Raw genomic sequence first — 25237 nt, forward strand, 5'->3', positions numbered from 1 at the left:
CAAGCGCTGCCCTTCCCAACTGCCCCTCACCCCGACCCTCTCCCCGCAGGGGAGAGGGAGCAGGTCCCGCCTCAAGCGATGCTGTTGAACTTCGCGAAGTCGGGGCGGGGCGAGCGGGCGTAGATCGTCGCGGGATCGCCGTGGCCGAGCGTCGAGATGAAGTTGGTCCGCACCGCCGGCGTTTCATGGAAGAACGCCGCATCGACCTTGCCTGCGTCGAAGCCCGACATCGGCCCGGTATCGAGCCCGAGCATCCGCGCGGCGATGATGAAATACGCCCCCTGCAACGTCGAGTTGCGGAACGCGGACGCCTCACGCAGTTCGGCGTTGCCGTCGAACCACGACTTCGCATCGGCGTGCGGGAATAGCTCGGGCAAATGCTCGTGGAAATTCGTGTCCATGCCGATGATCACCGACACGGGGGCGTTGAGGATCTTCGGCTGGTTCTGCGCGCTGCATGCATCGGCGAGCTTCTGCTTGGCCTCGTCGCTGGTGACCCAGGTCAGGCGCGCGGGGAGCTGGTTGGCGGAGGTCGGACCCCATTTCATCAGGTCCCAGATCGCGTGCAGCTCGGACTCGGCGACCGGTTGATCGGTGTAGCCGTTATAGCTGCGGGCATCGCGGAAGACGGCGTCGAGGACGGTGTCGTCGAGTTTCTGACGCATCAGACGGCTCTCACTTCGGTGACTTCGGGAACATAGTATTTCAGCAACTGCTCGATGCCGTTCTTGAGCGTGGCGCTCGACGACGGGCAGCCGGCGCAGGCGCCCTGGAGCTGAAGTAACACCTTGCCCTTGTCGAAGCCGCGATAGACGATGTCGCCGCCGTCGTTCGCGACCGCGGGGCGGACGCGCGTGTCGATCAGTTCACGGATCTGCGCGACGATGTCAGCATCGGCGGGATCGTCCGACAGTGCCGGCTCGTCGGACGGCACCGAGAAGCCAGCGCGCGCGGGCTTGAACAGCGGCATCGCCGCGGAGAAATGATCGAGCAGGATCGCGAGCACGTCGGGCTTCAGGTCCGACCAGGCGGTACCGGGCGCGGCGGTGACCGACACGAAATCGCGGCCGAAGAACACGCCGGTGACGTCGCCGAGGCCAAAGATCGCATCGGCGAGCGAACTCACCTCGGCCTCTTCGGGGGTCGCGAAGTCGCGCGTGCCGGCTTCCATGACGGTGCGTCCCGGGAGGAACTTCAGCGTCGACGGGTTGGGAGTGGATTCCGTTTCGATGAGCATGAAGGGCATGTGGCCCGAAGGGGGCGGGGGATCAAGCGCGGAACGGGAAACGGTTTCTTTCGGGGGGTGAGGGGCATTCCGGCTAACGCGTTCGCGCCGGTACTGCGCTCCGGCTGTCTGGCAACGCGAAACGTGTAAATTGCGTCAGGGGCTTACGCCGCGAGCGGCAGTGGCGGACCTGACTGCTTGGTCCGCAGCTTGTCGGCCCAGCGGGTGAGCATTGCATCGTTGGCGGCGATCCAGTCCTGGGCCAGCGTGGTGAGAGCGGCGAGATACGCGGTACTCGAATTGTCCAGTCCGCCATCACCAGAGGGCAACGCGAAATCGGCGCGGTCATATGCGGCGATGTCCAGCCGCCGGGCCTGATAGGAGATCGTACTGGAACTGGCCTGCATCAGGATCGAGAAGATCGGCACGCCCCGGAACGGGTTCACCCAGCCGAGGAACGACCAGTTCCGCGCGGAGGGATAGGGTCGATCGGACCGGCCCGTACCCAGCGACAGGATCTCGATGTCGCCGAGATGCCAGCCAAGCTTGCGCCCCTCGATGATCGCCGCGATCGTTGGGTCGTTGGCAAACACGCCGCCATCGACCATCAGCAGATCCGGTTCCAATTTGGTGGGATCGTCGATCGCGGCCGGCTTGAAGAACGTCGGGGCCGCCGATGTCGCGCGTGCGGCGATATGTAGTGGGAAAACCCGCTCGGGGATGCCGAGCTTACGGTTATAATCGGGGCCGCCGGCCATGAACACCGCCTTGCGCGCCAGCAGGTCATACGCCGGAATGACGATATTCGTCAGCGCGTCGCGCGTCGTCACGCGCGTGCCGATCCGCGCCGCCAGGATCCGTTCGAGCGGCCGGGCGCTATAGGGCCAGCCCGGTACGCGAAGGGGTATGCCGAAGACGTGTGGGAATATCCGCTTGCTTTCGTTGCGGTAGAGATCGACGAGGTCGCTCGCCGAGCAGGCGGCCCGTTTCGGATCCGCCTCGCTGGGTGCGGTGAGACCGGCGGCGATGATTCCACCGGTCGACGTACCGGCGATCAGATCGAAACAGTCGTGCAGCGGCCGGCCGATCCGACGCTCCAGCTCGGCGAGGATCAGCGCGGGGATCAACCGGCGCGTGCCGCCGCCATCGATCGTCAGGATGAATCTCGGTTTCGTACGATCACTGTCCACGGCACCTTCTCCCACTGCTGGGCCGAGCGTCTCAGTAGGCGACCACAACGACGTCCGGAAATCGGTCCGGATCGGTGCAACCTCTCACGTGGGATCGCTCAGACGTCGAGTTGCTTCACTGCCGCGTTCCAGCTGCCGATGTTGCGGACCGCGTCCTGGACGAAGGCGGAGCGGCGGACGACGCCGAGGAACAGGTCGGCGATCCACTTGCCGGGGTTGCGCAGAGGGCGTTCGAACTGGATCAGCAACACGACGCGGGTGCCGTTGGTGTCGTTCCAGACCTCGTGCTGGTAGGTGTCGTCGAACACGAGCGTCTCGCCTTCCGCCCAGCGGACGGTGCGGTCGTGGACGCGCATGCGGACGTCGCCGTCGCGCGGGACGATCAGGCCGAGGTGGCAGGTGATGAGGCCCTTGGTGACACCGCGATGCTCGGGGATGTGCGTGCCGGGCGCGAGGATCGAGAAGAACGCGCTGTTGAGGCCGGGGATGCGGGCGACTGCGGAAGCGGTGTGCGGGCAGCGCGCGAGGCTTTCCTCGATCGGGTAGCCGTAGCCGTAGAGGAAGAACGAGCGCCATTTGTCGACCTCTGCGATCGAGCGGTGATCGGGCGAGATCGTCGCCAGGCTGGGCGACGCTTTGCCCTGCAGCGCGACGCGGACGGCTTCGTCGCGGATCGCGGCCCAGTTCTCGCGCAGGCCTGCGGTCCAGGCGAAGTCGCGGACGTCGAGAACCGGATCGTTGGCGACCAGCGAGGACGAGGCGATCATCCGGTCGAACACGCCGCGCAAATGCTTGCCGACGCGGATGATCAGCGGGCGATTGGCCTCGGCGACCATCGGCGCGCCGGGTTTGGGCGCGCCGGATATGACGTTCAGATCGGGCACGCGGGTGCTACGGCGTACTGCCGGCTCGCCCGAATCCCGCCACAATGAACACTGCCCCAGTTCGTGGCCCAGTTCGTGCCCCAGTTCGGCTTCGACCGTCATCTCTACCCTGCATCCGGGCGCGCGGTGGCGCCGATCCCCTTGTTCGGACACGATATACCGGCAGTGTTGGACGAAATGATGGCACCACTCGCCCGGTGCGGAGGCAGGGCACTGGCGAGCGACGCCCGCGACCGCTACAGGTGAACCATGGTGTCCTTTTCGCGCTTGTACCGCGCTCCCGTCCTCATCCCCGTCATCCTCGGCATCGCCATTCCGGCGAGCGGCCAGATGGCGACGCAGCAGGCCGTATCTACCCCTGCAAAGGAAGCGCCGACGCTTCCCGAGCTGCCGGGAATCGATACGACCGCGTGGCTCTACAAGGGCAGCGATCTCACGCGGGATCCGGAGTGGAAGTTCGGCACGTTGCCCAACGGCATGCGCTTTGCGGTACGCAAGAACGGCGTGCCACCGGGCCAGGTGTCGGTGCGCGTGCGGATCGATGCGGGGTCGCTAAACGAGACCGACAGCGAACGCGGGTTCGCGCATTTCATCGAACATCTGTCGTTCCGCGGGTCCGAGTATGTGCCGGACGGTGAGGCCAAGCGCGTGTGGCAGCGGTTCGGGGCGACCTTCGGGTCTGATACCAACGCGCAGACGACGCCGACCTCGACCACCTTCAAGCTCGATCTTCCGTCGGCGACCGAAGCTGGCCTCGACGAGAGCCTGAAGATCATGTCGGGAATGATGGAGAAGCCGGTCATCACCGACGCCTCCGTCACCGCCGAGCGGCCGGTCGTGCTGGCCGAACAGCGCGAGCAGCCGGGGCCGCAGGTGCGGTTCGGCGATGCGATCCGCGCGACGTTCTTCGCCGGGCAGCCGCTCGCGGATCGCTCGCCGATCGGCAACATCAAGACGCTGGAGGCCGCCACCGGCGCAACCGTGAAGGCGTTCCACGATCGCTGGTATCGACCGGAGAACACCGTCGTCATCATCTCGGGCGACATGGATCCCGCGCTGTTCGGGCGGCTGATCGTCAAGAACTTCGCGGACTGGAAAGGTGTGGGGCCGTTCACGCCCGCGCCCAGCTTCGGCAAGCCCGATCCGAAGGCGCCGGTCTCCGCGACGATCGCCGAGCCGGCTATTCCCGCCGTGGTGACGCTCGGCGTGGTGCGGCCCTGGGAGTATAAGGACGACACCGCGATCATGAACCAGAAGCGGCTGGTCGACGTGCTCGCAACGCGGCTCATCAGTCGTCGTCTGGAAACGCGGGCGCGCGCGGGCGGGAGCTTCCTGCAGGCGGGCGTGTCGATCGACGACGTCTCGCGCTCGGCGAACCTGACCAGCGTCAATATCGTGCCGATCGGGACCGACTGGGAAGCGGCGTTGAAGGACGTCCGCGCGGTGATCGCCGACGCGCAGACCAACGCGCCGAGCCAGGCCGAAGTCGACCGCGAATATGCCGATTTCGACACGATCATGCGGACCAGCGTCGAGACGGCGAAGGTCGAGGCTGGGTCGAAGCAGGCGGACGACATGGTCGGCGCGCTCGACATCCGTGAGACGGTGGCGGGGCCGGAGACGTCGTACAAGATTTTGCAGGACGCCAAGGCGAAGGGCATGTTCACGCCCGCCACGCTGCTCGCGTCGAGCAAGGCGATCTTCGAGGGGACCGCAACTCGCGCGCTCGTGAATACGCAGACGCCTGATGCGGGGGCGGCGGCTAAGCTGGCGACTGCGTTGAAGGCGGACGTTTCGGGTCTTGCCGGCAAGCGTCGTGCGCAGGCTGCGGTCGACTTCTCGAGGCTGCCGTCGTTCGGCAAGCCGGGTGTCGTCGCAAGCCGCGAGAAGATCGCCGCGTTCGACATGGAGCAGGTGAACTTCGCGAACGGCACGCGCGTGCTGCTGTTCCCGAACGCGGGCGAGACCGGGCGCGTCTATGTGCGCGTGCGGTTCGGTGGCGGCTATACCGCGATCCCGTCGAACCGGCCGACGCCAGCTTGGGCGGGTGATCTCGCACTGGTCGCCGGCGGTATCGGCAAGCTCGACCAGGGCGATCTCGACCAGCTAACGGCGGGTCGGCGGATCGGGCTCGACTTCGGGATCGACGACGATGCGTTCACGCTGAGCGCGATCACCTCGCCGGCGGATTATTCGGATCAGTTGCGGCTCATGGCCGCCAAGCTCGCGTTCCCGGCTTGGGATCCGGCACCGGTGGCGCGTGCCCGGGTGGCGGCGCTGGCAGGGTTTGCGGGGTATGATTCGTCGCCGGACGGCGTGTTGTCGCGCGATCTCGAAGGTCTACTGCGGGCTGGCGATCCGCGTTGGGGGACGCCGTCGAAGCCGACCGTCGAGGCGCTGAATGCGAAGGACTTCCGCGCGTTCTGGGAGCCGATCCTGAAGACCGGGTCGATCGAGGTCTCGATCTTCGGCGATGTGAAGACCGAGGATGCGATCGCCGCGGTGGCGAAGTCGTTCGGGGCGATGAAGCCGCGGACGGCGGTGTCGACGGTGGGGGCGCCGGTCGGCTTCCCCGCGCATAACGCGACGCCGGTGATGCGCGCGCATACCGGGCCTGAGAACCAGGCGGCGGCGGTGATCGCATGGCCGACCGGCGGCGGGATCGACAACATCGTCGAGGCGCGGCGTCTCGACGTGTTGGCGCAGGTGTTCAGCGACCGGCTGTTCGAGCGGCTGCGGCAGGCGGCGGGGGCGAGCTACAGCCCCAACGTGTCGAGCCAGTGGCCGGTGGGGATGAACACCGGTGGGCGGATGGTCGCGATTGGGCAGGTCGCGCCGGACAAGGTGTCGTTCTTCTTCCAGATCGCGCGGCAGATCGCGGCGGAGCTGGTGTCGACGCCGATCGCGGCGGACGAGCTGGACCGGATCAAGAAGCCGATGGGGCAGTACATCCTGCGTGCCTCGACCGGGAACCAGTTCTGGTTGCAGCAGCTTGGCGGCGCGACGTTCGATCCAAGGCGGATCGCGGCGACGCAGCGGATCGCGAGCGATTTGGTCGCTACGACTCCGGTGGAGTTGCAGGCGACGGCGGCGAAGTATCTGCGGCCGGAGAAGGACTGGACGATGGCCGTGGTGCCGGCTGCGACTTCGGCGAAGAAGTGATCGCCTAGTCCTTCTCCCCGTCGGGGAGAGGGAGGGAGGAGCCGCTTGGCGACGGAAGGGTGAGGGGTTTTGGGACGAGTGTTTCGAGCCTCACTCCCCTCACCCTCCCACGCGCAAGGGCGCGCGGGCCCCTCCCTCTCCCCGGAGGGGAGAGGGTTATTTGTAGAGCGCGTCGAGCCGCTCGCCGTAGGCCTGTTTCACGACGTGGCGGCGGATCTTCAGGCTGGGGGTCAGCTGCTCGTTCTCGATCGTGAACGGCCCATCCGCCAGTACGAACCGCCGCACCCGCTCCGTCACTGTCAGGTCCGCGTTCACCCGCTCGACCGCATGGCCGATCGCCGTGCGGAACTCGCTGTTCTCCGCCAGCCGGGTAAAGCTGCACGCGTCGCCGTTCTTTGCGCACCATTCCTGCGTCCACTCGGGATCGGGCACGATCAGCGCGACCATGTAGGGGCGCTTGTCGCCGGCGATCATCGCCTGCGCGATCTCGGGCTGGAGCGTGAGCATCCCCTCGACCTTTTGCGGGGCGACGTTCTCGCCCTTGTCATTGATGATCAGGTCCTTCTTGCGATCGGTGATGCGGATCCGGCCGCGGTCGTCGATCTCGCCGATGTCGCCGGTGTGGAGCCAGCCGTCCTTGAGCACCTTGGCGGTCTCGGCGTCGTTGCGCCAATAGCCGTGCATGACGAGTTCGCCGCGGACCAGGATCTCGCCGTCCTCGGCGATCCGGACTTCGGTGTCGTTGAGCGCCCGGCCGACCGAGTCCATGCGGACGCCGGCCTTGGGGCGGTTGCACGAGATGACGGGGGCGGCTTCGGTCTGGCCATAGCCTTGCAGGAAGGTGAGGCCGAGCGCTTCGAAGAACAGGCCGACCTCGGGGTTGAGCGGCGCGCCGCCCGAGATCATCGCTTTCAGACGGCCGCCGAACTTCTTGGAGATTTTGGGCTTGAAGAGGGTGGCGACGGCGGCCTGCATGGGGCGGTCGATTAGGCGGAGACGCCCGGCATAGCGCTTGCCGCCGATGTCGAGGGCTTGGCGCAGGAGATACGCCGAGGCGCCGCCCTGCTTCTCGATCGTCTTCGAGATGCGCGTGCGGAGGACTTCGAACAGGCGGGGGACGACGAACATGATCGTCGGGCGCGTTTCCTCGATGTTGGCGGCGAGTTTCTCCAGGCCTTCGGCGTAGTAGATCTGGCCGCCGAGCGAGATCGGGAAATGCTGGCCGCCGGTGTGTTCGTAGGCGTGGCTCAAGGGGAGGAACGAGAGGAAGACCTCGTCGTCCCAGCCGAAATCCTCCGAGATGACGGACGCGCAGCCGGCGCAATTGTGGAGGATCGCGCCGTGGTGCTGCATGACGCCGCGCGGGGCGCCGCCGGTGCCCGAGGTGTAGATGATGCAGGCGAGGTCTTCGCGTTCGAAGTCGGCGCGGGCGGCGGCGGTCTCGGGCGCGGTCTGGTGCGCGGCGATCAGCGCGTGCCAGTTGTGGAAATCGATCCCGGCGGGGACCTTCATGTCCTCGAACCCGATCACGGTCTGCGCCTGGTTCGAGCGGATGACCGCGGGGAGCAAAGTCTTCGCGAGCTTGGCGGTCGAGACGATGATCGCGCAGGTGCCGGCATTCTCGATGATGTGGAGGTGATCGCGCTCGGTGTTGGTGACGTAGGTCGGCACGGTGATGCACCCCGCCGCCATGATCGCGAGGTCGCTGAGGCACCATTCGGGGCGGTTTTCGGCGACCAGCATGACGCGGTCGCCGCGTTTCAGGCCGATCGCGGTCAGCGCGGTGGCGAGGCTGGCTACCTGGCGCGCCGCCTCGGCCCAGCTGGTGGCGACCCATGTGCCGCTCGTCTTGGTCCAGAGGAACGGCGTGTCGCCTTTCTCGGTGGCGCGCGCGAAGAACATCGTGACGAGGTTCGGGAAGCGTTCGAGCTGGCGGGCCATTGTCTCTCCCTGGGCGCTGTGCCGTTGCGCCTTGTACGACGCGATTCTGAGCGTTGGACGGTTAGTGCGTCATAACCGGCGAGGGCTCAACCCCAACCTCTGCCACGGACTCGGCTCCGCCCCGGCGGGGGCCGGGGTCCAGTCGGAAAGGTCGCAGTAACGACGCGCGAACGTCAATTAGCAAGGTTTCCCAACTGGACCCTGGCCTCCGCCGGGGAGGTGGAGTTTGTCGTTATTCCGGTGCGCGCTGAAGGGCGCCGACGCGCTGGATCTTGGTGACGGTACCGTCCTCCGCGATCGCGACGCCTTCGCTGCGGGGGTCTGCGGCGCCGACCCATTTGCCGCCAACGCGCTCGATCGCGTTGGCCTTGAGGCCGAGTGCCGCGACCTGCACGGTCTCGCCTAGCGCCTGCAAGGCAGGAACCATCGCTTCGCGCTCGGTGCCCTTTTCGGCGGCGGCGACGTGGCCGGGCGCGTACAGCAAGCCCAGCGCGATCGAGTCTTGTGCCGACAGTTTCCAGTCGACAACGCCGATGATTGCCTTGGCCACCTGCGCGATGATCGTCGAGCCGCCTGCCGCGCCGACCGCGAGGCGGACTTTCCCGTCGGGGCCGTAGACGATCGTCGGCGACATCGAGCTGCGCGGGCGCTTGCCGCCTTCGACGCGGTTGGCGACGAGGGCGCCGTCCTTGACGGGGACGATGTCGAAGTCGGTGAGCTGGTTGTTGAGGACCGTACCGTCGACGGTGATGCCGGAGCCGAAATAGCCCTCTACGGTGGTGGTGACCTCGACGACGTTGCCGCGGGCGTCGACCGTCGCGATGTCGGTGGTGCCGGGGACTTCGCTGACCGGGGCGCGGGTGCGCGCGGGGGCGCCGGGGGGCGAGCCGGCGGTGACGGTCGCCATCGTCTTCGTAGGGGAGATCAGCGCCGACCGCGACGCCAGATACTTGGCGTCGAGCATGCCCTGCACCGGTACGCGGACGAAATCGGGATCGCCGACGTAGAGGTCGCGGTCGGCATAGGCGAGGCGCGAGGACTCGGCGAACAGGTGCCAGGCTTGCGCGCTGTCCTTGCCGAGTTTGCCAATGTCGAAGCGTTCGAGCTGCTTCAGTATCATCAGCACGGTGATGCCGCCGGACGAGGGCGGGCCCATCCCACACACGCGGTAGACGCGGTATTTGACGCAGACCGGCGGGCGCGACTTGGCGTCGTAGCTGGCGAGGTCGCCGAGCGTCATTTTCGACGGATTGCGCGCGGCAGTGTTGACCGCGGTGACGATCTTATGCGCCTCGGGGCCGACGTAGAAGCTGTCGGGGCCTTGGGTGGCGATGCGCTGGAGGAGCGCGGCCTGCTGCGGGTTCTTGATGACCGCGCCGATCGCGACCGGCGAGCCGTCGGGGGCGGAGAAGAGCTTGCGCGTCTCGGGCGTGATGTGGTCGCCATAGGCCGTCATCCCGTTGACGAGGCGGGGGGAGGCCTGGAAGCCGTTGGTCGCGAGGCGGATCGCGGGGGCGAAGAGTTGCGCCCAGGGGAGCTTGCCCGAGGCGTGGTGCGCGAGCGCCATGCCACGGAGCGCGCCGGGGATGCCGACGCTGCGACCGCCGGGGACCGCGTCGCTGTGGCTCAGCGGTGTGCCGTCGGGGGCGTAGAACCAGCGCGCGTCGGCGGCGGCGGGTGCCTCTTCGCGCGCGTCGATCGTGCTGAGGGCGCCGCCGGCGGCGTGAGAAATCCAGAAGCTGCCGCCGCCGATGCCCGAGCTTTGTGGCTCGACGACGTTGAGCGCGAGCATCGTAGCGATGGCGGCGTCGGTGGCGCTGCCGCCGGCGCGGAGGATCTCGACGCCGGCGGCGGCTGCGCGGGGGTCTGCGGCGCTGACCATGCCTTGGTCTTTTGCTGGGGCGGGTTGGCGTGCCTCTGCGGTGGCTGCGGGGACGAGGAGGGCGAGCGCTAGGAGGGAGGTCTTCATCGAGCGTGAGCCTAGCGTGGTTCGGGTATGAGGCAACCCGTCTCGCCGATCCACCTCGCAATCCTCCCCTGCAAGGGGGAGGTGGCGCCGAAGGCGACGGAGGGGGAGGACACGGAACACAGGTTGTCCATTACCTCCCCCTCCGTCTGGCAAGGGCCAGCCACCTCCCCCTGGCGGGGGAGGATCGTTAGGTGTCCGTGCCCACCGCGTCGGCGAGCGTGGCGAAACCGTCGCGGGTCAGCAGCGCGTCCAGTTCGCGGAGGATGCGGGCGGGGAGGCCTGGGCCCTCATAGACCAGCGCAGTGTAGAGCTGGACGAGGCTCGCGCCGGCGCGGAGGCGAGCATAGGCTTCGGCGCCGCTGTCTACGCCGCCGACCGAGATCAGGGGAATCGCTGCGCCGGTCGCCTTGCGGAAATCCGACAGGCGTTGGTGGGCCAGCGGGGCGAGGGGGGCTCCGGACAGGCCGCCGGTTTCCTTGGCATTGGCCGAGCGCAGGCCGGGGCGCGAGATCGTCGTGTTGTTGACGATCAACGCGTCGATCCGGTTGTCGATCGCGGCGCGGGCGATGTCGTCGATGTCGGCGGGTTCGAGGTCGGGGGCGACCTTGAGGAAGATCGGCGTGCTGCCCTTCGCGGCGGTGCAGGCGGCGAGGAGGTCGCGGAGCGCTGCACCGTGCTGGAGGTCGCGCAGGCCGGGCGTGTTGGGGGAGCTGATGTTTATGGTGATGTAGTCGGCGTGGGGGGCGGCTCGGGTTACGCCGTGGACGTAGTCGGCGGTGCGGTCGGTCGCGTCCTTGTTCGCGCCGACGTTGATGCCCAAAACGCCTTCACCGCCCGGCCCCTTGTTCACCCGCGAAGGCGGGTGCCCAGACTGGGCACCCGCCTTCGCGGGTGAACATACTCGGGAGAGGGCTGCGTCCAGGCCGCCGTTGTTGAAGCCCAAGCGGTTGATGACTGCGCGGTCTTCGGGGAGGCGGAAGATGCGGGGTTTGGGGTTGCCGGGCTGGGCGAGCGGCGTGAGCGTGCCGATCTCGACGCTGCCGAAGCCTAAGCCGAAGAAGCCGTCGATCGCACGGCCGTCCTTGTCGACGCCTGCCGCTAGTCCGACCGGGTTGGGGAAGGCGATCCCCGCCACGGTCGTTGCGAGCCGCGGTACGCTGGGGGCGAGCGGCGTGCCGGCCTTCCCCCATGCGGCAAGTGCAGCGATGGTGAGGGTATGCGCGCGCTCGGCGTCGAGACGGAAGAGGATCGGGTGGTAGAAGGCCATGCGCGTCGTCCTTGCTCCTTCCACCTGTCGGGAAGGGTCATTCTTGCTCCCCTCCCTGGAAGGGAGGGGCTGGGGGGGGGGGGGGTGCTCCCTGACGTCAGCAGCCGACCCACCCCCGGCCCCTCCCTTCCAAGGAGGGGGGAAGTCAAGCTTTCGGGTCATGTGCGATGCACAAAACCGTGCCTCCAGTTGCGAGTCGTTAGCACCCCTGGCCGGGTTGACGATGCACTGCACAAAGCCCATTTGACCAATCGGATCATATCGGTCCGATTGGACTCCGAAGCCACCATGCGTCTTTCCAGCCTAGCCGACTATGCGGTCGTGATGATGAGCGCCGCGGCGCGTCATTGCGGCGGTATCGCGCGGCTGAACGCGACGCTGCTCGCCGAGGAGACCGGCGTACCGCTGCCGACCGTGCAGAAGCTGGTGAGCCGACTGTCCGCGGCCGGGCTAATCGAGAGCACGCGCGGCACCGGTGGCGGGTTTCGTTTGTCGCGGCCGCCCGCGATGATCTCGCTCGCCGACATCATTGAAGCGGTCGAAGGCCCGATCGCACTGACGTCGTGTGTCGATGGTGCATCGCAGGATTGCTGCGTGGAGCAGACGTGCAAGGTGAAGCCGCACTGGAACGCCGTCAACGGCGCGGTCCGTGGTGCGCTCGCCGGCGTGTCGCTCGCCAGCCTTTCGCAAACCCCGGTTTTACAGGTGCCCGCATGAAGAACACATCGCGCGCAGCGCTTCACCCTTTCCTTCGCGTCTCCGCGGCTCCGCGTGAATTAATTTTGTTCACGCGGAGACGCGGAGACGCGGAGATTTTAGAGAGCCGCTTTGCGGCCGAGGACAGATAATGGCTACCCGGAACGCAGAGGCATACGCCGCCGCGAACAAGACGTATGAGTGGGGCTTCTCCTCGGACATCGAACAGGAATTCGCGCCGAAGGGCCTGTCGGAAGACACCGTGCGCTTCATTTCCGCCAAGAAGGGCGAGCCGCAGTGGATGCTCGACTGGCGGCTGAAGGCGTTCGCGTTGTGGCAGACGATGGAAGCGCCCGACTGGTCGAAGCTCAACGTCCCCCCAATCGATTACCAGGACGCGTATTATTACGCGGAGCCCAAGGCGAAGCCGAAGCTCGGGTCGCTCGACGAGGTCGATCCTGAGATCCTGCGCGTCTACGAGAAGCTCGGCATTCCGATCGGTGAGCAGAAGATGCTGGCTGGCGTGGTCGAGGATCCGTTGAAAGAGGACGGCACGCCCAAGCGTCGCGTCGCGGTCGATGCTGTGTTCGACAGCGTCTCGGTCGCGACCACGTTCCGCAAGGAGCTCGAGGCTGCGGGCGTGATCTTCCGGTCGATCTCCGAGGCGATCAAGGAATATCCGGATCTCGTGCGGAAATGGCTGGGCAAGGTCGTGCCGCAGCGCGACAACTATTTCGCGACGCTGAACTCGGCGGTCTTCTCCGACGGCACGTTCGTCTACATCCCGGAGGGCGTGCGCTGCCCAATGGAGCTGTCGACGTATTTCCGCATCAACGCCGAGAATACCGGGCAGTTCGAGCGCACGCTGATCGTCGCGGACAAGGGTTCGTACGTCTCATATCTCGAAGGCTGCACCGCGCCCATGCGCGACGAGAACCAGCTGCATGCCGCCGTGGTCGAGCTGGTCGTGCTCGACGATGCCGAGATCAAGTATTCGACCGTGCAGAACTGGTATCCGGGCGACGAGAACGGCGTCGGCGGGATCTACAACTTCGTAACCAAGCGCGCGTTGTGCCAGGGCAAGAACTCGAAGGTCAGCTGGACGCAGGTCGAGACCGGCAGTGCGATCACGTGGAAATACCCGTCGTGCGTGCTGCTCGGCGATGGCTCGGTCGGCGAGTTCTATTCGGTCGCGGTGACGAACAATCGCCAGCAGGCCGATACCGGCACGAAGATGATCCATCTCGGCAAGAACACGCGCTCGACGATCGTGTCGAAGGGGATTTCGGCCGGGCGTTCGGACAACACGTATCGGGGCCTCGTCCGCGTCGCGCCGACCGCGGAGGGCGTGCGGAACTTCACGCAGTGCGACAGCCTGCTGCTCGGCGACCAGTGCGGCGCGCATACCGTGCCGTATATCGAGGTCCGCAACCCGTCCGCGCAGATCGAGCATGAGGCGACGACGTCGAAGATCTCCGAGGACCAGCTGTTCTACGCGATGTCGCGCGGGTTGGACCAGGAGGCGGCGGTGGCGTTGATCGTCAACGGCTTTGCGCGGGAAGTGCTGCAGCAGTTGCCGATGGAGTTCGCGGTTGAGGCGCAGAAGCTGCTGGGGATTTCGCTTGAGGGCTCCGTGGGGTGAGCGCTTCGTCATCTGCCGTTAGGCGCTCAGTGGAGCGACTGCCGCTTTTAGTGGCTCTCTTGGCTGTCGGCGCGTGCACCCGTTCCGAGACTTCTGGTGTTCCAACTTGTGCGGCGGTGAAGCAGCGGCATGAGCGAGATTTGGCGCATGTCGCCGCTCGCGTCAGGGAAATCCAGTCGTCGACAAGCCACGCGGCACCGCAAAGTACGCAAGAAATCCAGATTTTGATGAACCAACGAGAAAATTCCGAAAATCGCTTTCGCGTTGGAATGAAAGATTGCGAGGCACAACATGCTAAAAATTGAAAACCTCCACGCCGAGATCGACGGCAAGGAAATCCTCAAGGGCCTGTCGCTCGAAGTGAACGCGGGCGAGGTGCACGCGATCATGGGGCCGAACGGGGCGGGAAAGTCGACGCTGGGCTATGTGCTCGGCGGGCGGCCCGGTTACGAGGTCACCGCGGGCTCGGTGACGTTCGACGGCGTCGACCTGCTCGAACTGGAGGCGCATGAGCGCGCCGCGGCGGGCGTGTTCCTTGGCTTCCAGTATCCGGTCGAGATCCCCGGCGTGTCGAACGTCCAGTTCCTCCGCGAGGCCTTGAACGCCCAGCGTGCGACGCGTGACGAGAAGCCGCTGTCGGGGGGCGAGTTCCTGAAGCTCGCGCGCGGGCAGGCGGACCTGCTCGGCATGGATTACGACATGCTCAAGCGGCCGGTGAACGTCGGCTTTTCGGGCGGCGAGAAGAAGCGCAACGAGATGGTCCAGATGGGCATCGTCAACCCGAAGTTCGCGATCCTCGACGAGACCGATTCGGGGCTCGACATCGATGCGCTGCGCGTCGTCGGCGACGGCATCAACCGCATCATGCGCGCGCCCGACAAGGCTGTGCTGCTGATCACGCATTACCAGCGGCTGCTCGATTACGTGGAGCCGGACTTCGTGCACGTGCTGGCGGACGGCAAGATCGTCCGCTCGGGCGGCAAGGACCTCGCCAAGCAGCTCGAGAGCGAAGGCTATGTGGGGATCGCCGCGTGACCATGCTGCTCGACCTTCCCTCGACGCGCGAGGAATCGTGGCGCTGGGGTGATCCGGCGGCGATTGCTGCGGCGGCCGGACTGCCGCGCGGCGCGGCGCTGGACGCCGATGCGTGGTTTATGGACCTGCCGGGTGCGCGGGCGCTGTTCGTCGATGGCGTGCTGGATCAGGGTCGGAGCGATCTGCGCCATGTCACGATGACGGCGATCGATGGCGGCGAGCATGCGCTTGGTCGTCGCACCACGGGTAGCGGTTGGTCGATACAAGTCGAGGCGAACACCCGCGTTGAGCTTCTCCAGATCGTCCACATCGCGACGGGCGGGGATAACCAGCTTCCGGCGGAGATCGTGCTTGCCGATGGCGCGAGTGCGTCGGTGGTCGAGACCTATGTCGGGGCTGGCTGGTCGAACCGGTCTACGCGGATGGCGCTTGGTAAGGGTGCGAAACTTACGCGGGCGGTGCGGTTGCTTCAGGCCGGTGGTTTCGTGTCGTTGCGCGACGAGGTCGAGGTCGGGGCTGAGGCGAGCCTGATCGTGACTGTGTTGGGCGCAGGCGATGCCGGGACGCGGATCGATGGGGCGATCACGGTGACGGGCGACGATGCGTTTGCCGAATATGGCGGCGCGTTGCTGACGCGGAACGACCAGCGGCAGGAGTGCGCGCTGTCGGTGCGGCATGCGGCGCTGAACGGGCAGAGCAAGCAGATCTGGCGTGCGGTCGCGGCGGACAAGTCGACGGCCAGCCTCGCGGCGCGGGTCGAGGTGGCGCGGGATGCGCAGAAGACCGATGGCGTGCAGTCGTTGCGCGGGTTGCTGTTGCAGCGCACCGCGACGGTGAATTTGAAGCCCGAGCTGGAGATCTTCGCGGACGACGTGAAGTGCGCGCACGGCGCGACGGTCGGCGAACTCGATCAGCGCGCGCTGTTCTACATGCAGAGCCGCGGGATCCCGCACGCCAAGGCGCAGGCGCTGCTCACGCGCGCATTCGTCGGCGATGCGTTCGTGCAGATCGCGGACGAGACGGTGCGCGAGGCTTTCGTGGCGGACGCCGATGCGTGGCTGGAGCGGGCGTTGTGATTGACGGGACAGAAATCCTCCCCGGCACGGGGAGGGGGACCGCGACGCGCAGCGGCGGGGTGGAGGGGGGCTTCCACAGGCGCTACGCTCAGTGGAGAACCCCCTCCACCAGNAAGACTGTTGCAGTCACCGACAGGGCACGGAGGATGAAACGACTATGGCGATGCCGATACAGACGCAAAAGATCGCCTGTCGGATTTCCCCGCGATCCCCGAGGGCTGGGCGTATCTCGATACCGCCGCGACTGCGCAGAAGCCGCAGGTCGTGGTCGATGCGATCACGCGCGCGTATGGCGAGACTTACGCAACGGTACACCGCGGCGTGTACCAGCGATCCGCTGACATGACGGTCGCGTACGAGGCGGCGCGTAAGGCCGTCGCGCGGTTCATCGGCGCGGGATCGTCGGACGAGATCGTGTTCGTGCGCGGCGCTACCGAGGCGATCAATCTGATTGCGCAGTGCTGGGCCGGAACGCAGTTGAAGGCGGGCGATCGCATTCTGCTCTCCATGCTCGAGCATCACTCGAACATCGTGCCGTGGCAGATGGTCGCCGAGCGCGTCGGCGTCGCGATCGACGTGTTGCCGCTGACGCCCGACCACCGCATCGATCTCGACGCGATGGAGCGGATGATCACGCCCGCGCACAAGCTGGTCGCGCTCGGGCATGTCTCGAACGTGCTTGGCTCGGTGCTCGATGCCAAGCGCGCCACCGAGATCGCGCATTCGGTCGGGGCGAAGATCCTGCTCGACGGGTGCCAGTCGGTGCCGCGGATCACGGTCGACGTGAAGGCGATCGGCTGTGATTTCTACGTGTTCTCCGGGCACAAGCTGTACGGGCCGACCGGGATCGGCGTGCTGTGGGCAAAGCCGGAATTGCTCGACGCGATGCCGCCGTACCAGGGTGGCGGATCGATGATCGACAAGGTGTCGTTCGCGAAGACCACTTACGCGCCGCCGCCGGGACGGTTCGAGGCAGGCACGCCGCATATCGTCGGTGCGCTCGGGTTGCATGCGGCGATCGACTATGTCGAGAGCATCGGGCTCGACGCGATCCACGCGCACGAGACGGCGCTGGTGACGGCGACGCGTGATGCGCTGTCGGGGATCAATTCGGTGCGCCTGTACGGCCCGGCGGACTCGGCGGGGATCGTGAGCTTCACGATAGAGGGGGTTCATCCGCACGACATCGGCACCATATTGGACGAGGAGCGCGTCGCGATCCGTGCCGGCCATCACTGCGCGCAGCCGTTGATGGAGGCGCTGGGCGTCGAGGCGACGGCGCGCGCGAGCTTCGGCGTGTATAACCGGCCGGCGGACGTCGAGGCGCTGGTGCGCGGTATCGAGCGAGTAACGAGGATCTTCAAATGAGCGATCGGTTCGAGATCGAGGAAGTGGATGCCGTCGCATCGCCGCCCAAGGCGCGCGTCGTGATGGAGACGGACTCCGACGCTGAGCGGAAGCGCGATTATCTGGCGGGCTTCCTGGCGCAGAAGCCGCAGGTGGACTCGCCCGGCGAGCCCGGTGGCGCGGTGTACGATGCGATCATCGATGCGCTGACGGAGATCTACGATCCGGAGATCCCGGTGAACATCTATGACCTGGGGCTGATCTACGGCGTCGAGGTGACCGATGACGGGCATGCGGTGGTGGCGATGACGCTGACGACGCCGAACTGTCCGGTCGCGGAGTCGATGCCGGCGGAAGTCGAGATGCGCGTCGGGTCGGTGCCGGGCGTCGGGTTTGCGGAAGTGAACCTGGTCTGGGATCCACCCTGGGATCCGCAAAAGATGTCGGACGAGGCGAAGCTCGAGCTGGGCATGCTGTAATCATTCCCCTCCCGCTTGCGGGAGGGGGTGCCGTATGAATTTCCCTCCCGCTTGCGGGAGGGGTTAGGGGAGGGGAGAGCGGAACGCTGCTGTTCAAGCCCTCCCCCGACCCCTCCCGCAGGCGGGAGGGGAGCAGAAGGAATTGGTGATGGCGACGACATTGCGAGCACGGCCGGCGGCGCTGAACCTTACGGCGACGGCGCATGCGCGAATTGCGGACCTGATGGCTCGGGCTCCGGAGGATGCGATCGGGGTGAAGCTGTCGACGCCCAAGCGTGGGTGTTCGGGGCTGGCCTATTCGGTGGATTACGTCACCGAGGCGAAACCTTTCGACGAGCGGATCGATACGCCGGGCGGGACTTTGTTCGTTGATGGCGGGTCGATTTTGTATCTGATCGGCTCGACGATGGACTGGGTCGAGGATGATTTCACCGCCGGGTTCGTGTTCCAGAACCCCAATGCCAAGGGTGCGTGCGGGTGCGGCGAGAGCTTCACCGTCTGAACCCCAGCGTAAGGTAGTTTGTTTCCCCGCGAAGGCGGGGACCCAGACTGGGCTCCCGCCTTCGCGGGAGAACAAGGACGAGCGGACTACCGTTCGATCTTGGCTCCCCTTCTACCACCCCGGCGAAGGCCGGGGCCCAGTTGGGAGACGCTGCTGATATAGCGCTGCGCATCGTCACAATGACCTTGCCAACTGGACCCCGGCCTCCGCCGGGGAGGATATTGGCGCTCGGGTAAGTGGTTGGCCGCTGGCCTTGCCCGCCGCGCCCCACCTGTGCCACTCCCCGCGCAACAAGAGGGGATATCCGTGGCCAGTTTGTTTCGCCGAAAAATCGTCACCGAGCAGCCGCCCGAGCATCAGCTCGCGCGGACGCTGTCGTGGCCGCATCTCGTGGCGATGGGCGTCGGCGGGATCGTCGGTACCGGTATCCTGACGCTGATCGGCGTGGGGGCGGGGCTCGCTGGTCCCGCCGTGATCCTGTCCTTCATAATCGCCGGTGGGATCTGTGCCTGCGCGGCGCTCGCCTATGCCGAGATGGCGACGATGATCCCGGCGTCGGGCAGCGCATACACCTACAGCTATGTCGTGCTCGGCGAGTTGATCGCCTGGGTGATCGGCTGGAGCCTCATCCTCGAATATTCGCTCGTCGTGTCGACCGTTGCGGTCGGCTGGTCGGGCTACGCCGCACCGTTGCTGCGTGGCGCGTTCGGTTTCCCCGAAGCGCTGACGCTCAGCCCCGAGCTCGGCGGTATCCTCAACGTGCCGGCGATCTTCATCATCGCGGTCGTCGCGGGCGTGCTGTCGTTCGGCACGCGCGAAAGTGCGACGCTCAACGCGGTGCTGGTCGGCGTGAAGATGATCGCGCTCGCCGTGTTCGTGTTCATCGCGCTGCACTATTTCAACAGCGCCAACCTGCACCCGTTCATGCCCTACGGTTTCCCCAAGGCGGTGCAGCCCGACGGCGCCGAGCGCGGCGTGATGGCGGCGGCGGCGATCATCTTCTTCGCGTTCTACGGCTTCGACGCGATCTCCACCGCAGCGGAAGAGACCAAGAACCCAGGCCGCGATCTCGCGATCGGTATCGTCGGGTCGATGGTCGCGTGCATCGCGATCTACATCCTCGTCGCGGTCGCCGCGGTCGGCGCGCTGTCCTACACCAAGTTCGCCGGCAGCGCCGAGCCGCTCGCGCTGATCCTGCGCGAGATCGGCCGGCCGGGGTTTGCGACCTTCCTCGGTGCGTCCGCCGTCATCGCGTTGCCGACGGTGCTGCTCGCGTTCCTGTTCGGCCAGAGCCGGATCTTCTTCACCATGGCACGCGACGGGTTGCTGCCGCTGAGCCTCGCCAAGGTCTCCAAGCGAGGTGCCCCCGTCCGCATTACCTGGATCACCGCGGCGATCGTTGCCGTCATCGCAGGGCTGTTACCGCTTGCCGAAATCGCAGCACTGGCGAATGCGGGAACGTTAGCCGCGTTCGTTGCGGTCTGTGCGTGCATGCTGGTGATGCGCCGCCGTGCGCCTGACGCCTTGCGGACGTTCCGGGCACCGGCTGCGACGGTGGTCGGGACGATCGGTATCCTCGGGTGCCTGTACCTGTTCTTCAGCCTGCCTTCGAAGACGCAGCTGTATTTCGGGCTTTGGAACCTGCTCGGGCTGGTGATCTACTTCGTTTACGCTCGGCCGAGAGCGCTTGCCGAATGAGCGGCTGGACGATCGGGATCATCGGCGGCTCGGGGCTGTACGCGGTCGATGGGATCGAGGACGGGCGTTGGCAGACGGTGGAGACGCCTTGGGGCGAGCCGTCCGATGCGATCTATACCGGCCGCGTCGGGCATGTCGGCGTCGCGTTCCTGCCACGGCATGGTCGAGGCCACCGGATATCTCCCTCCGAGCTTAACGCCCGCGCGAACATCGATGCGTTGAAGCGGCTCGGCGTGACCGACGTTCTTGCCGTGTCGTCGGTCGGCTCGCTGGTCGAGCAACGCCCGCCCGGCAGCTTCACGGTCGTCGACCAGTTCATCGATCGGACCAAGGGGCGGCCGTCGAGCTTCTTCGGCACCGGTCTCGTCGCGCATGTGTCGATGGCGGACCCGGTTTGTCCGCGCCTGTCACGCTATGCCGCCGACGCGGCCCGCGAAGCCGGCGCACAGGTCGACGACCGCGGGACCTATCTCGCGATGGAAGGCCCGCAATTCTCGACGCGCGCGGAAAGCCGGCTGTACCGCCAATGGGGCTGCGACGTGATCGGCATGACCGCCATGCCCGAGGCGAAACTCGCTCGCGAGGCGGAGCTGCCCTACGCGCTGGTCGGGATGGTGACGGATTACGATTGCTGGCGCGAGGACGAGGCGGGCGTCGATGTGGCGCAGGTCGTGGCGCAGCTTGGCGCGAATGCGGCGAAGGCTCGGGCGATGGTGATGGCGTTGCTGCGCGCGTTGCCGGTGGAGCGGGAGGCTTCGCCGATCGATACGTGCCTGGATAGCGCGATCATCACGGCGCGGGAGGCTCGCGATCCGGCGTTGGTGGCGAAGCTGGATGCCGTGGCGGGGCGGGCGCTTTCGGTCTGAACTGCGATCCTCCCTGCAAGGGGAGGTGGCGCGAAGCTACGGAGGGGTATCGCGCTATCGAGAGCGCGATACCCCTCCGTTAGCACTGCGCGCTGCCACCTCCCCTTTCAGGGGAGGATTTGGATTCAAGTTTCGTCAGGTGAAAAGTTCGTCATTCGCCGCGTTCGACATATTCCTGCAACATATCGAGGCGAAGGGGAGTGCGTCGCCGCTCCCTCTCCCCCTGTGGACGGCGACTTGACCGGGTCTCCCCTGTCCCGGTCTTCTCCCTGAACTACGGGGCGATCCTTGCGATCGCCCCGCCTTTTTTCGTGCTGGGAGCGCGGGGAATCGCGGCGAAAGACGCGCGGCAATAACCTGAGATTTTGGAACTCTATCGATCCTCCCCCGCCAGGGGGAGGTGGCAGGCGCTTGCCTGACGGAGGGGGAGGTAAGGGAAACCTCTGTTCCGTGTCCTCCCCCTCCGTCGCCTACGGCGCCACCTCCCCCTTGCGGGGGAGGATCGTAGGGCAGTCTTACGCGGCCAGCTTGCGCAGGACGTAGTGGAGGATGCCGCCGTTTAGGAAGTATTCCAGTTCGTTGACGGTATCGATCCGGCACTTGGTCTGGAACGTCTCGCTGCTGCCGTCGGCGCGGGTCATCTTGACGGTGACGTCCTGGCGCGGGCGGATGCTCGCCACGTCGAGGATCGTGAACGTCTCCGAGCCGTCGAGGCCGAGCGTCTTGCGATCGGTCCCTTCGGCGAACTGCAACGGCAGTACGCCCATGCCGACCAGGTTCGAGCGGTGGATGCGCTCGAAGCTCTCGGTGATGACCGCACGGACGCCGAGCAGGTTGGTGCCCTTCGCGGCCCAGTCGCGCGACGAGCCGGTGCCGTATTCCTTGCCCGCGACGATCACGAGTGGCGTGCCGTCCTGCTTGAAGCGCATCGCGGCGTCGTAGATCGCCATGACTTCGCCGTCGTACTTCGACATGCCGCCCTCGATCCCGGGGACCATCTCGTTCTTGATGCGGATGTTGGCGAACGTGCCGCGCATCATCACGTCATGGTTGCCGCGGCGCGCGCCATAGCTGTTGAAGTCCGCCTTGCTGACCTGATGCTCCTGCAGGAAGCGGCCAGCGGGGCTGTCGGCCTTGATCGAACCGGCCGGCGAGATGTGATCGGTGGTGATCGAATCGCCGAGGATCGCGAGCGGCTTGGCATCGATGATGTCCTGCACGGGGGCGGGGGTCATCGACAGGCCGTCGAAATACGGCGGGTTGGCGACATAGGTCGAGCCCGCACGCCACTGGTACGTGTCCGAGCCCGTGACGTCGATCTCGCGCCACTTGGCGTCGCCCGCATAGACGTCGCCGTAGCGCGCGCCGAACATGCCGGCGTCGATGTTGGCGTCCATCGTCGTGCGGACTTCCTCGTTGGTCGGCCAGATATCGCGCAGATACACGTCCTGGCCGTCCGAACCCTGGCCCAGCGGCGTCTCGATCATGTCGGTCGTGACGGTGCCCTTGATCGCATAGGCAACGACCAGCGGCGGCGAGGCCAGGAAGTTGGCGCGGACGTCCGGCGACACGCGGCCTTCGAAGTTGCGGTTGCCCGACAGCACCGACGCGGCGACGAGGTCGTTCTCGTTGATCGCAGCCGAGATCGCAGGCGCGAGCGGGCCCGAGTTGCCGATGCAGGTCGTGCAGCCATAGCCGACGAGGTTGAAGCCGAGCGCGTTCAGGTCCGCGGTCAGGCCGGCCTTGTCGAGATAGTCGGTGACGACCTGCGAACCGGGGGCGAGCGAGGTCTTCACCCACGGCTTCGACTTCAGGCCGAGTGCGTTCGCCTTGCGCGCGACGAGCCCTGCGGCGACCAGCACCGACGGGTTCGAGGTGTTGGTGCAGCTGGTGATTGCGGCGATCACGACGTCGCCGTCGCCGATGTCATGCTCGCGACCTTCGACCGCGACGCGCGCGGGCTGCTCCTTGTGGTACAGCTTGTGGAGGTCGCTGTTGAACACCTCGTCGACCTTGTTGAGGCTGACGCGGTCCTGCGGGCGCTTGGGGCCGGCGAGCGAGGCGACGACGGTGCCCATGTCGAGCTCGAGAGTGTCGGTGAAGACGGGGTCCTCGGCGTTCTCGTCGCGCCAGAAGCCGTTGGCCTTGGCATAGGCCTCGACCAACTCGACATTCTCGTCCGAACGCGCGGTGAGGCGCATGTAATCGAGCGTCTTGTCGTCGATCGGGAAGAAGCCGCAGGTCGCGCCGTATTCGGGTGCCATGTTGGCGATCGTCGCGCGATCGGCGAGCGTCATCGACGACAGGCCTGGGCCGAAGAACTCGACGAAGCGGCCGACCACGCCCTTGGCGCGCAGCATCTGCGTGACGGTGAGCACGAGATCGGTAGCGGTGATGCCCTCGTTCAGCTTGCCGAGCAGCTTGAAGCCGACGACTTCAGGGATCAGCATTGACACGGGCTGACCGAGCATCGCGGCCTCGGCCTCGATCCCGCCGACGCCCCAGCCGAGCACGCCCAGGCCGTTGATCATCGTCGTGTGGCTGTCGGTGCCGACCAGCGTGTCCGGATACGCGATCATCGTGCCCCCCGGAAGCTTGGCGCCGTGGTCACCCGACGCTGCCGACGACCAGACGGCCTGGCCGATATATTCGAGGTTCACCTGGTGGCAGATGCCGGTGCCGGGGGGGACGACCTGGAAATTGTCGAGCGCCTTCGAACCCCACTTGAGGAACTCGTAGCGCTCGATGTTGCGCTCATATTCGAGATCGACGTTATCGTGGAACGCCTGGGGCGTGCCGAACTCGTCGACCATCACCGAGTGATCGATGACGAGGTGGACGGGGACCTGCGGGTTGATCTTCTCGGGGTTGCCGCCGAGCTTGGTCATCGCATCGCGCATTGCCGCGAGATCGACCACGCAGGGGACGCCGGTGAAGTCCTGCATCAGCACGCGCGCCGGGCGATACTGGATCTCGCGGTCGCTGCGACGCTCCTTCTGCCAGTCGACGATCGCCTGGATATCCTCGCGCGTGACGGTCACGCCGTCCTCGAAGCGGAGCAGGTTCTCGAGCAGCACCTTCATCGAGAAGGGCAGGCGGCTGATGTCGCCGAGCTGTTCCGACGCCTTGGCGAGGCTGTAATAGTCGTACGACTTGCCGCCGGTGGAGAGGCTGGTGCGGGTCTTGAGGGTATCCTGGCCAATGGCAGTCATAGGGGTCCTTCCCGTGGGCGTCGGGCCGCCGGGCGCCGAGGGGAAAGCAGCCGTATAGGCCACGCGGGCGCGTCGGGGACCGAGCGAAAAAATGCTGTTACCGGGAGGGCTTTAGCAAGGGGGAGCGCATCGGGGAAGGGCGCGGGAGTGCCGTGGGCCGGTTATTCCGCCTTCGCGTTGCCGAGTGGACGAGTGCACTGGCGCGTCAGGCGGGACCATCACTTTCGTGGACGCCGGCCGCGCGTCGCAGGAACAGGTTCATGCGATCGACCGCGGAACGGGTGAGCGTTATCGTACCACCGTCCGAATAGGGCTCGATCTGCGCATCCGCGACGAGATGGGCGAGCCAGCGCTGGCCCACCGCCGGCGGCGTCTTCGTAAGCGCCATCAGGTCGGGTGCGGTAATGGCCTCATCGCTGGCTTCCGCGACGAACAGCCGCAACAGCATGTTCCACGCGTGTTCGTCGAAGATCTCGCTGGGAAATATGTCCCCGCGCATGTCGCGTACCGTGAGGAGGTTTTCCGCGGTGCGGGCCGAGTCGGTGTCGATTGCCATACGCTAACATGACAGATCGCGGTTGCGACGCGCTAGCAAAAATCATGTCATTCTAGAGACTAACTCAGGTTGGTAACGGCGAGGATAACCTCTCACATTGCGCGGCGTCGCATCATACCCGAACACAGGTCATGGGCGACAATACCGACGACACCCAGATTCTCCGTGACGCAATCGAAAACGCGTTAGCGATCGCCGACGGTCAGCAGCGATACCTGATGGCAGCGTTGCTGGCGCATTGTCTCGACGAACTGGCGGACACTCCTCCGGCGAGCGCCTGACAATACCCAGTTCTGCGCCAACCGAGGGAACAGTAACGCTCGCGGTGCAGTGAAACATCGAATGGCCCGCAACGGCCTCGAGGTGACAATTTTACAACGTTCACGACGGAATATTACAATAGCGTGAACGAAGCGTAGTCATTGATTGCGTTCCCAAAATGGTCTGCATACCCTCGTCACATTGGCGTACGCCCCACAGCGGGCGGCGC

The 25237-nt window shown here is 66.1% G+C and carries 20 protein-coding genes; 11 read left to right on the plus strand and 9 right to left on the minus strand.

Annotated features, from left to right (window positions below; all coding sequences use genetic code 11):
• Positions 1-71: 71 nt before the first annotated feature.
• The 4 genes from ASE69_RS17105 to ASE69_RS17120 all read right to left on the minus strand — a co-directional run bounded on the left by ASE69_RS17105 (position 72) and on the right by ASE69_RS17120 (position 3251).
• Positions 72-665, minus strand: a complete 594-nt coding sequence (locus ASE69_RS17105; protein WP_056489219.1) for a malonic semialdehyde reductase — start codon at positions 663-665, stop codon at positions 72-74.
• Positions 665-1237 carry a NifU family protein gene (locus ASE69_RS17110; protein ID WP_056489496.1) on the minus strand — a complete coding sequence of 191 codons (573 nt, stop codon included), beginning with the start codon at positions 1235-1237 and terminating at the stop codon, positions 665-667. Before ASE69_RS17110 ends, ASE69_RS17105 begins: the two co-directional genes overlap by 1 nt.
• A gap of 152 nt (positions 1238-1389) precedes the next feature.
• Entirely contained in the window at positions 1390-2415 is a 1026-nt protein-coding gene (locus ASE69_RS17115; RefSeq protein WP_056489221.1) for a patatin-like phospholipase family protein, read from the minus strand.
• Between the two features lie 98 nt (positions 2416-2513).
• Positions 2514-3251, minus strand: coding sequence for an aspartyl/asparaginyl beta-hydroxylase domain-containing protein (locus tag ASE69_RS17120; protein WP_056489498.1), 738 nt, complete (start codon positions 3249-3251; stop codon positions 2514-2516).
• Positions 3252-3548: 297 nt separating this feature from the next.
• On the opposite strand from ASE69_RS17120, the gene ASE69_RS17125 reads away from it, so the two are divergent.
• Positions 3549-6461, plus strand: a complete 2913-nt coding sequence (locus ASE69_RS17125; protein ID WP_056489223.1) for a M16 family metallopeptidase — start codon at positions 3549-3551, stop codon at positions 6459-6461.
• Positions 6462-6617: 156 nt separating this feature from the next.
• Here ASE69_RS17125 and ASE69_RS17130 read toward each other — a convergent pair whose 3' ends face one another.
• The 3 genes from ASE69_RS17130 to ASE69_RS17140 all read right to left on the minus strand — a co-directional run bounded on the left by ASE69_RS17130 (position 6618) and on the right by ASE69_RS17140 (position 11638).
• Positions 6618-8402 carry an AMP-dependent synthetase/ligase gene (locus ASE69_RS17130; RefSeq protein ID WP_056489225.1) on the minus strand — a complete coding sequence of 595 codons (1785 nt, stop codon included), beginning with the start codon at positions 8400-8402 and terminating at the stop codon, positions 6618-6620.
• A 232-nt stretch (positions 8403-8634) separates the two neighbouring features.
• Positions 8635-10371, minus strand: coding sequence for a gamma-glutamyltransferase (ggt, locus tag ASE69_RS17135; RefSeq protein ID WP_056489227.1), 1737 nt, complete (start codon positions 10369-10371; stop codon positions 8635-8637).
• A 187-nt stretch (positions 10372-10558) separates the two neighbouring features.
• The gene (locus ASE69_RS17140) at positions 10559-11638 is read right to left on the minus strand and encodes a quinone-dependent dihydroorotate dehydrogenase (RefSeq protein WP_056489229.1); all 1080 of its coding nucleotides are present in this window, start codon (positions 11636-11638) and stop codon (positions 10559-10561) included.
• Between the two features lie 288 nt (positions 11639-11926).
• Between ASE69_RS17140 and ASE69_RS17145 the strand changes: the two genes are divergently transcribed.
• From ASE69_RS17145 to ASE69_RS17185, 9 genes are all read left to right on the plus strand, one after another.
• Entirely contained in the window at positions 11927-12355 is a 429-nt protein-coding gene (locus ASE69_RS17145; RefSeq protein WP_056057656.1) for an SUF system Fe-S cluster assembly regulator, read from the plus strand.
• Positions 12356-12485: 130 nt separating this feature from the next.
• Positions 12486-13976: a Fe-S cluster assembly protein SufB gene (gene sufB / locus ASE69_RS17150; RefSeq protein WP_056489231.1), complete on the plus strand. Its 1491-nt coding sequence runs from the start codon at positions 12486-12488 to the stop codon at positions 13974-13976.
• Positions 13977-14267: 291 nt separating this feature from the next.
• Positions 14268-15011 (plus strand): Fe-S cluster assembly ATPase SufC, encoded by a 744-nt coding sequence (sufC, locus tag ASE69_RS17155; RefSeq protein WP_056489234.1) that lies wholly within the window; start codon positions 14268-14270, stop codon positions 15009-15011.
• A gap of 2 nt (positions 15012-15013) precedes the next feature.
• The gene (locus tag ASE69_RS17160) at positions 15014-16087 is read left to right on the plus strand and encodes a SufB/SufD family protein (protein ID WP_056489236.1); all 1074 of its coding nucleotides are present in this window, start codon (positions 15014-15016) and stop codon (positions 16085-16087) included.
• A gap of 189 nt (positions 16088-16276) precedes the next feature.
• Positions 16277-17455: a cysteine desulfurase gene (locus ASE69_RS17165; protein WP_056489239.1), complete on the plus strand. Its 1179-nt coding sequence runs from the start codon at positions 16277-16279 to the stop codon at positions 17453-17455.
• A complete protein-coding gene (locus tag ASE69_RS17170; protein WP_056489241.1) occupies positions 17452-17913 on the plus strand; it encodes an SUF system Fe-S cluster assembly protein in 462 nt (153 codons plus the stop codon). Before ASE69_RS17165 ends, ASE69_RS17170 begins: the two co-directional genes overlap by 4 nt.
• Positions 17914-18061: 148 nt before the next feature.
• Positions 18062-18415, plus strand: coding sequence for a HesB/IscA family protein (locus ASE69_RS17175; RefSeq protein ID WP_056057673.1), 354 nt, complete (start codon positions 18062-18064; stop codon positions 18413-18415).
• A gap of 306 nt (positions 18416-18721) precedes the next feature.
• The gene (locus ASE69_RS17180; protein WP_056489242.1) at positions 18722-20113 is read left to right on the plus strand and encodes an amino acid permease; all 1392 of its coding nucleotides are present in this window, start codon (positions 18722-18724) and stop codon (positions 20111-20113) included.
• Positions 20110-20979, plus strand: coding sequence for an S-methyl-5'-thioadenosine phosphorylase (locus ASE69_RS17185; RefSeq protein WP_056489244.1), 870 nt, complete (start codon positions 20110-20112; stop codon positions 20977-20979). Before ASE69_RS17180 ends, ASE69_RS17185 begins: the two co-directional genes overlap by 4 nt.
• 515 nt (positions 20980-21494) lie before the next feature.
• Here ASE69_RS17185 and acnA read toward each other — a convergent pair.
• Together acnA and ASE69_RS17195 are read right to left on the minus strand one after the other, a co-directional pair.
• Complete coding sequence (gene acnA, locus ASE69_RS17190; RefSeq protein ID WP_056489246.1) at positions 21495-24191, minus strand: aconitate hydratase AcnA; 2697 nt, start codon at positions 24189-24191, stop codon at positions 21495-21497.
• Positions 24192-24396: 205 nt separating this feature from the next.
• Positions 24397-24747 (minus strand): hypothetical protein, encoded by a 351-nt coding sequence (locus ASE69_RS17195; RefSeq protein ID WP_056489248.1) that lies wholly within the window; start codon positions 24745-24747, stop codon positions 24397-24399.
• 131 nt (positions 24748-24878) lie between these two features.
• Between ASE69_RS17195 and ASE69_RS22225 the strand changes: the two genes are divergently transcribed.
• The gene (locus ASE69_RS22225; protein ID WP_156362381.1) at positions 24879-25028 is read left to right on the plus strand and encodes a hypothetical protein; all 150 of its coding nucleotides are present in this window, start codon (positions 24879-24881) and stop codon (positions 25026-25028) included.
• Positions 25029-25237: the final 209 nt, after the last annotated feature.

Source organism: Sphingomonas sp. Leaf208 (assembly GCF_001421415.1).
Lineage (GTDB): Bacteria > Pseudomonadota > Alphaproteobacteria > Sphingomonadales > Sphingomonadaceae > Sphingomonas.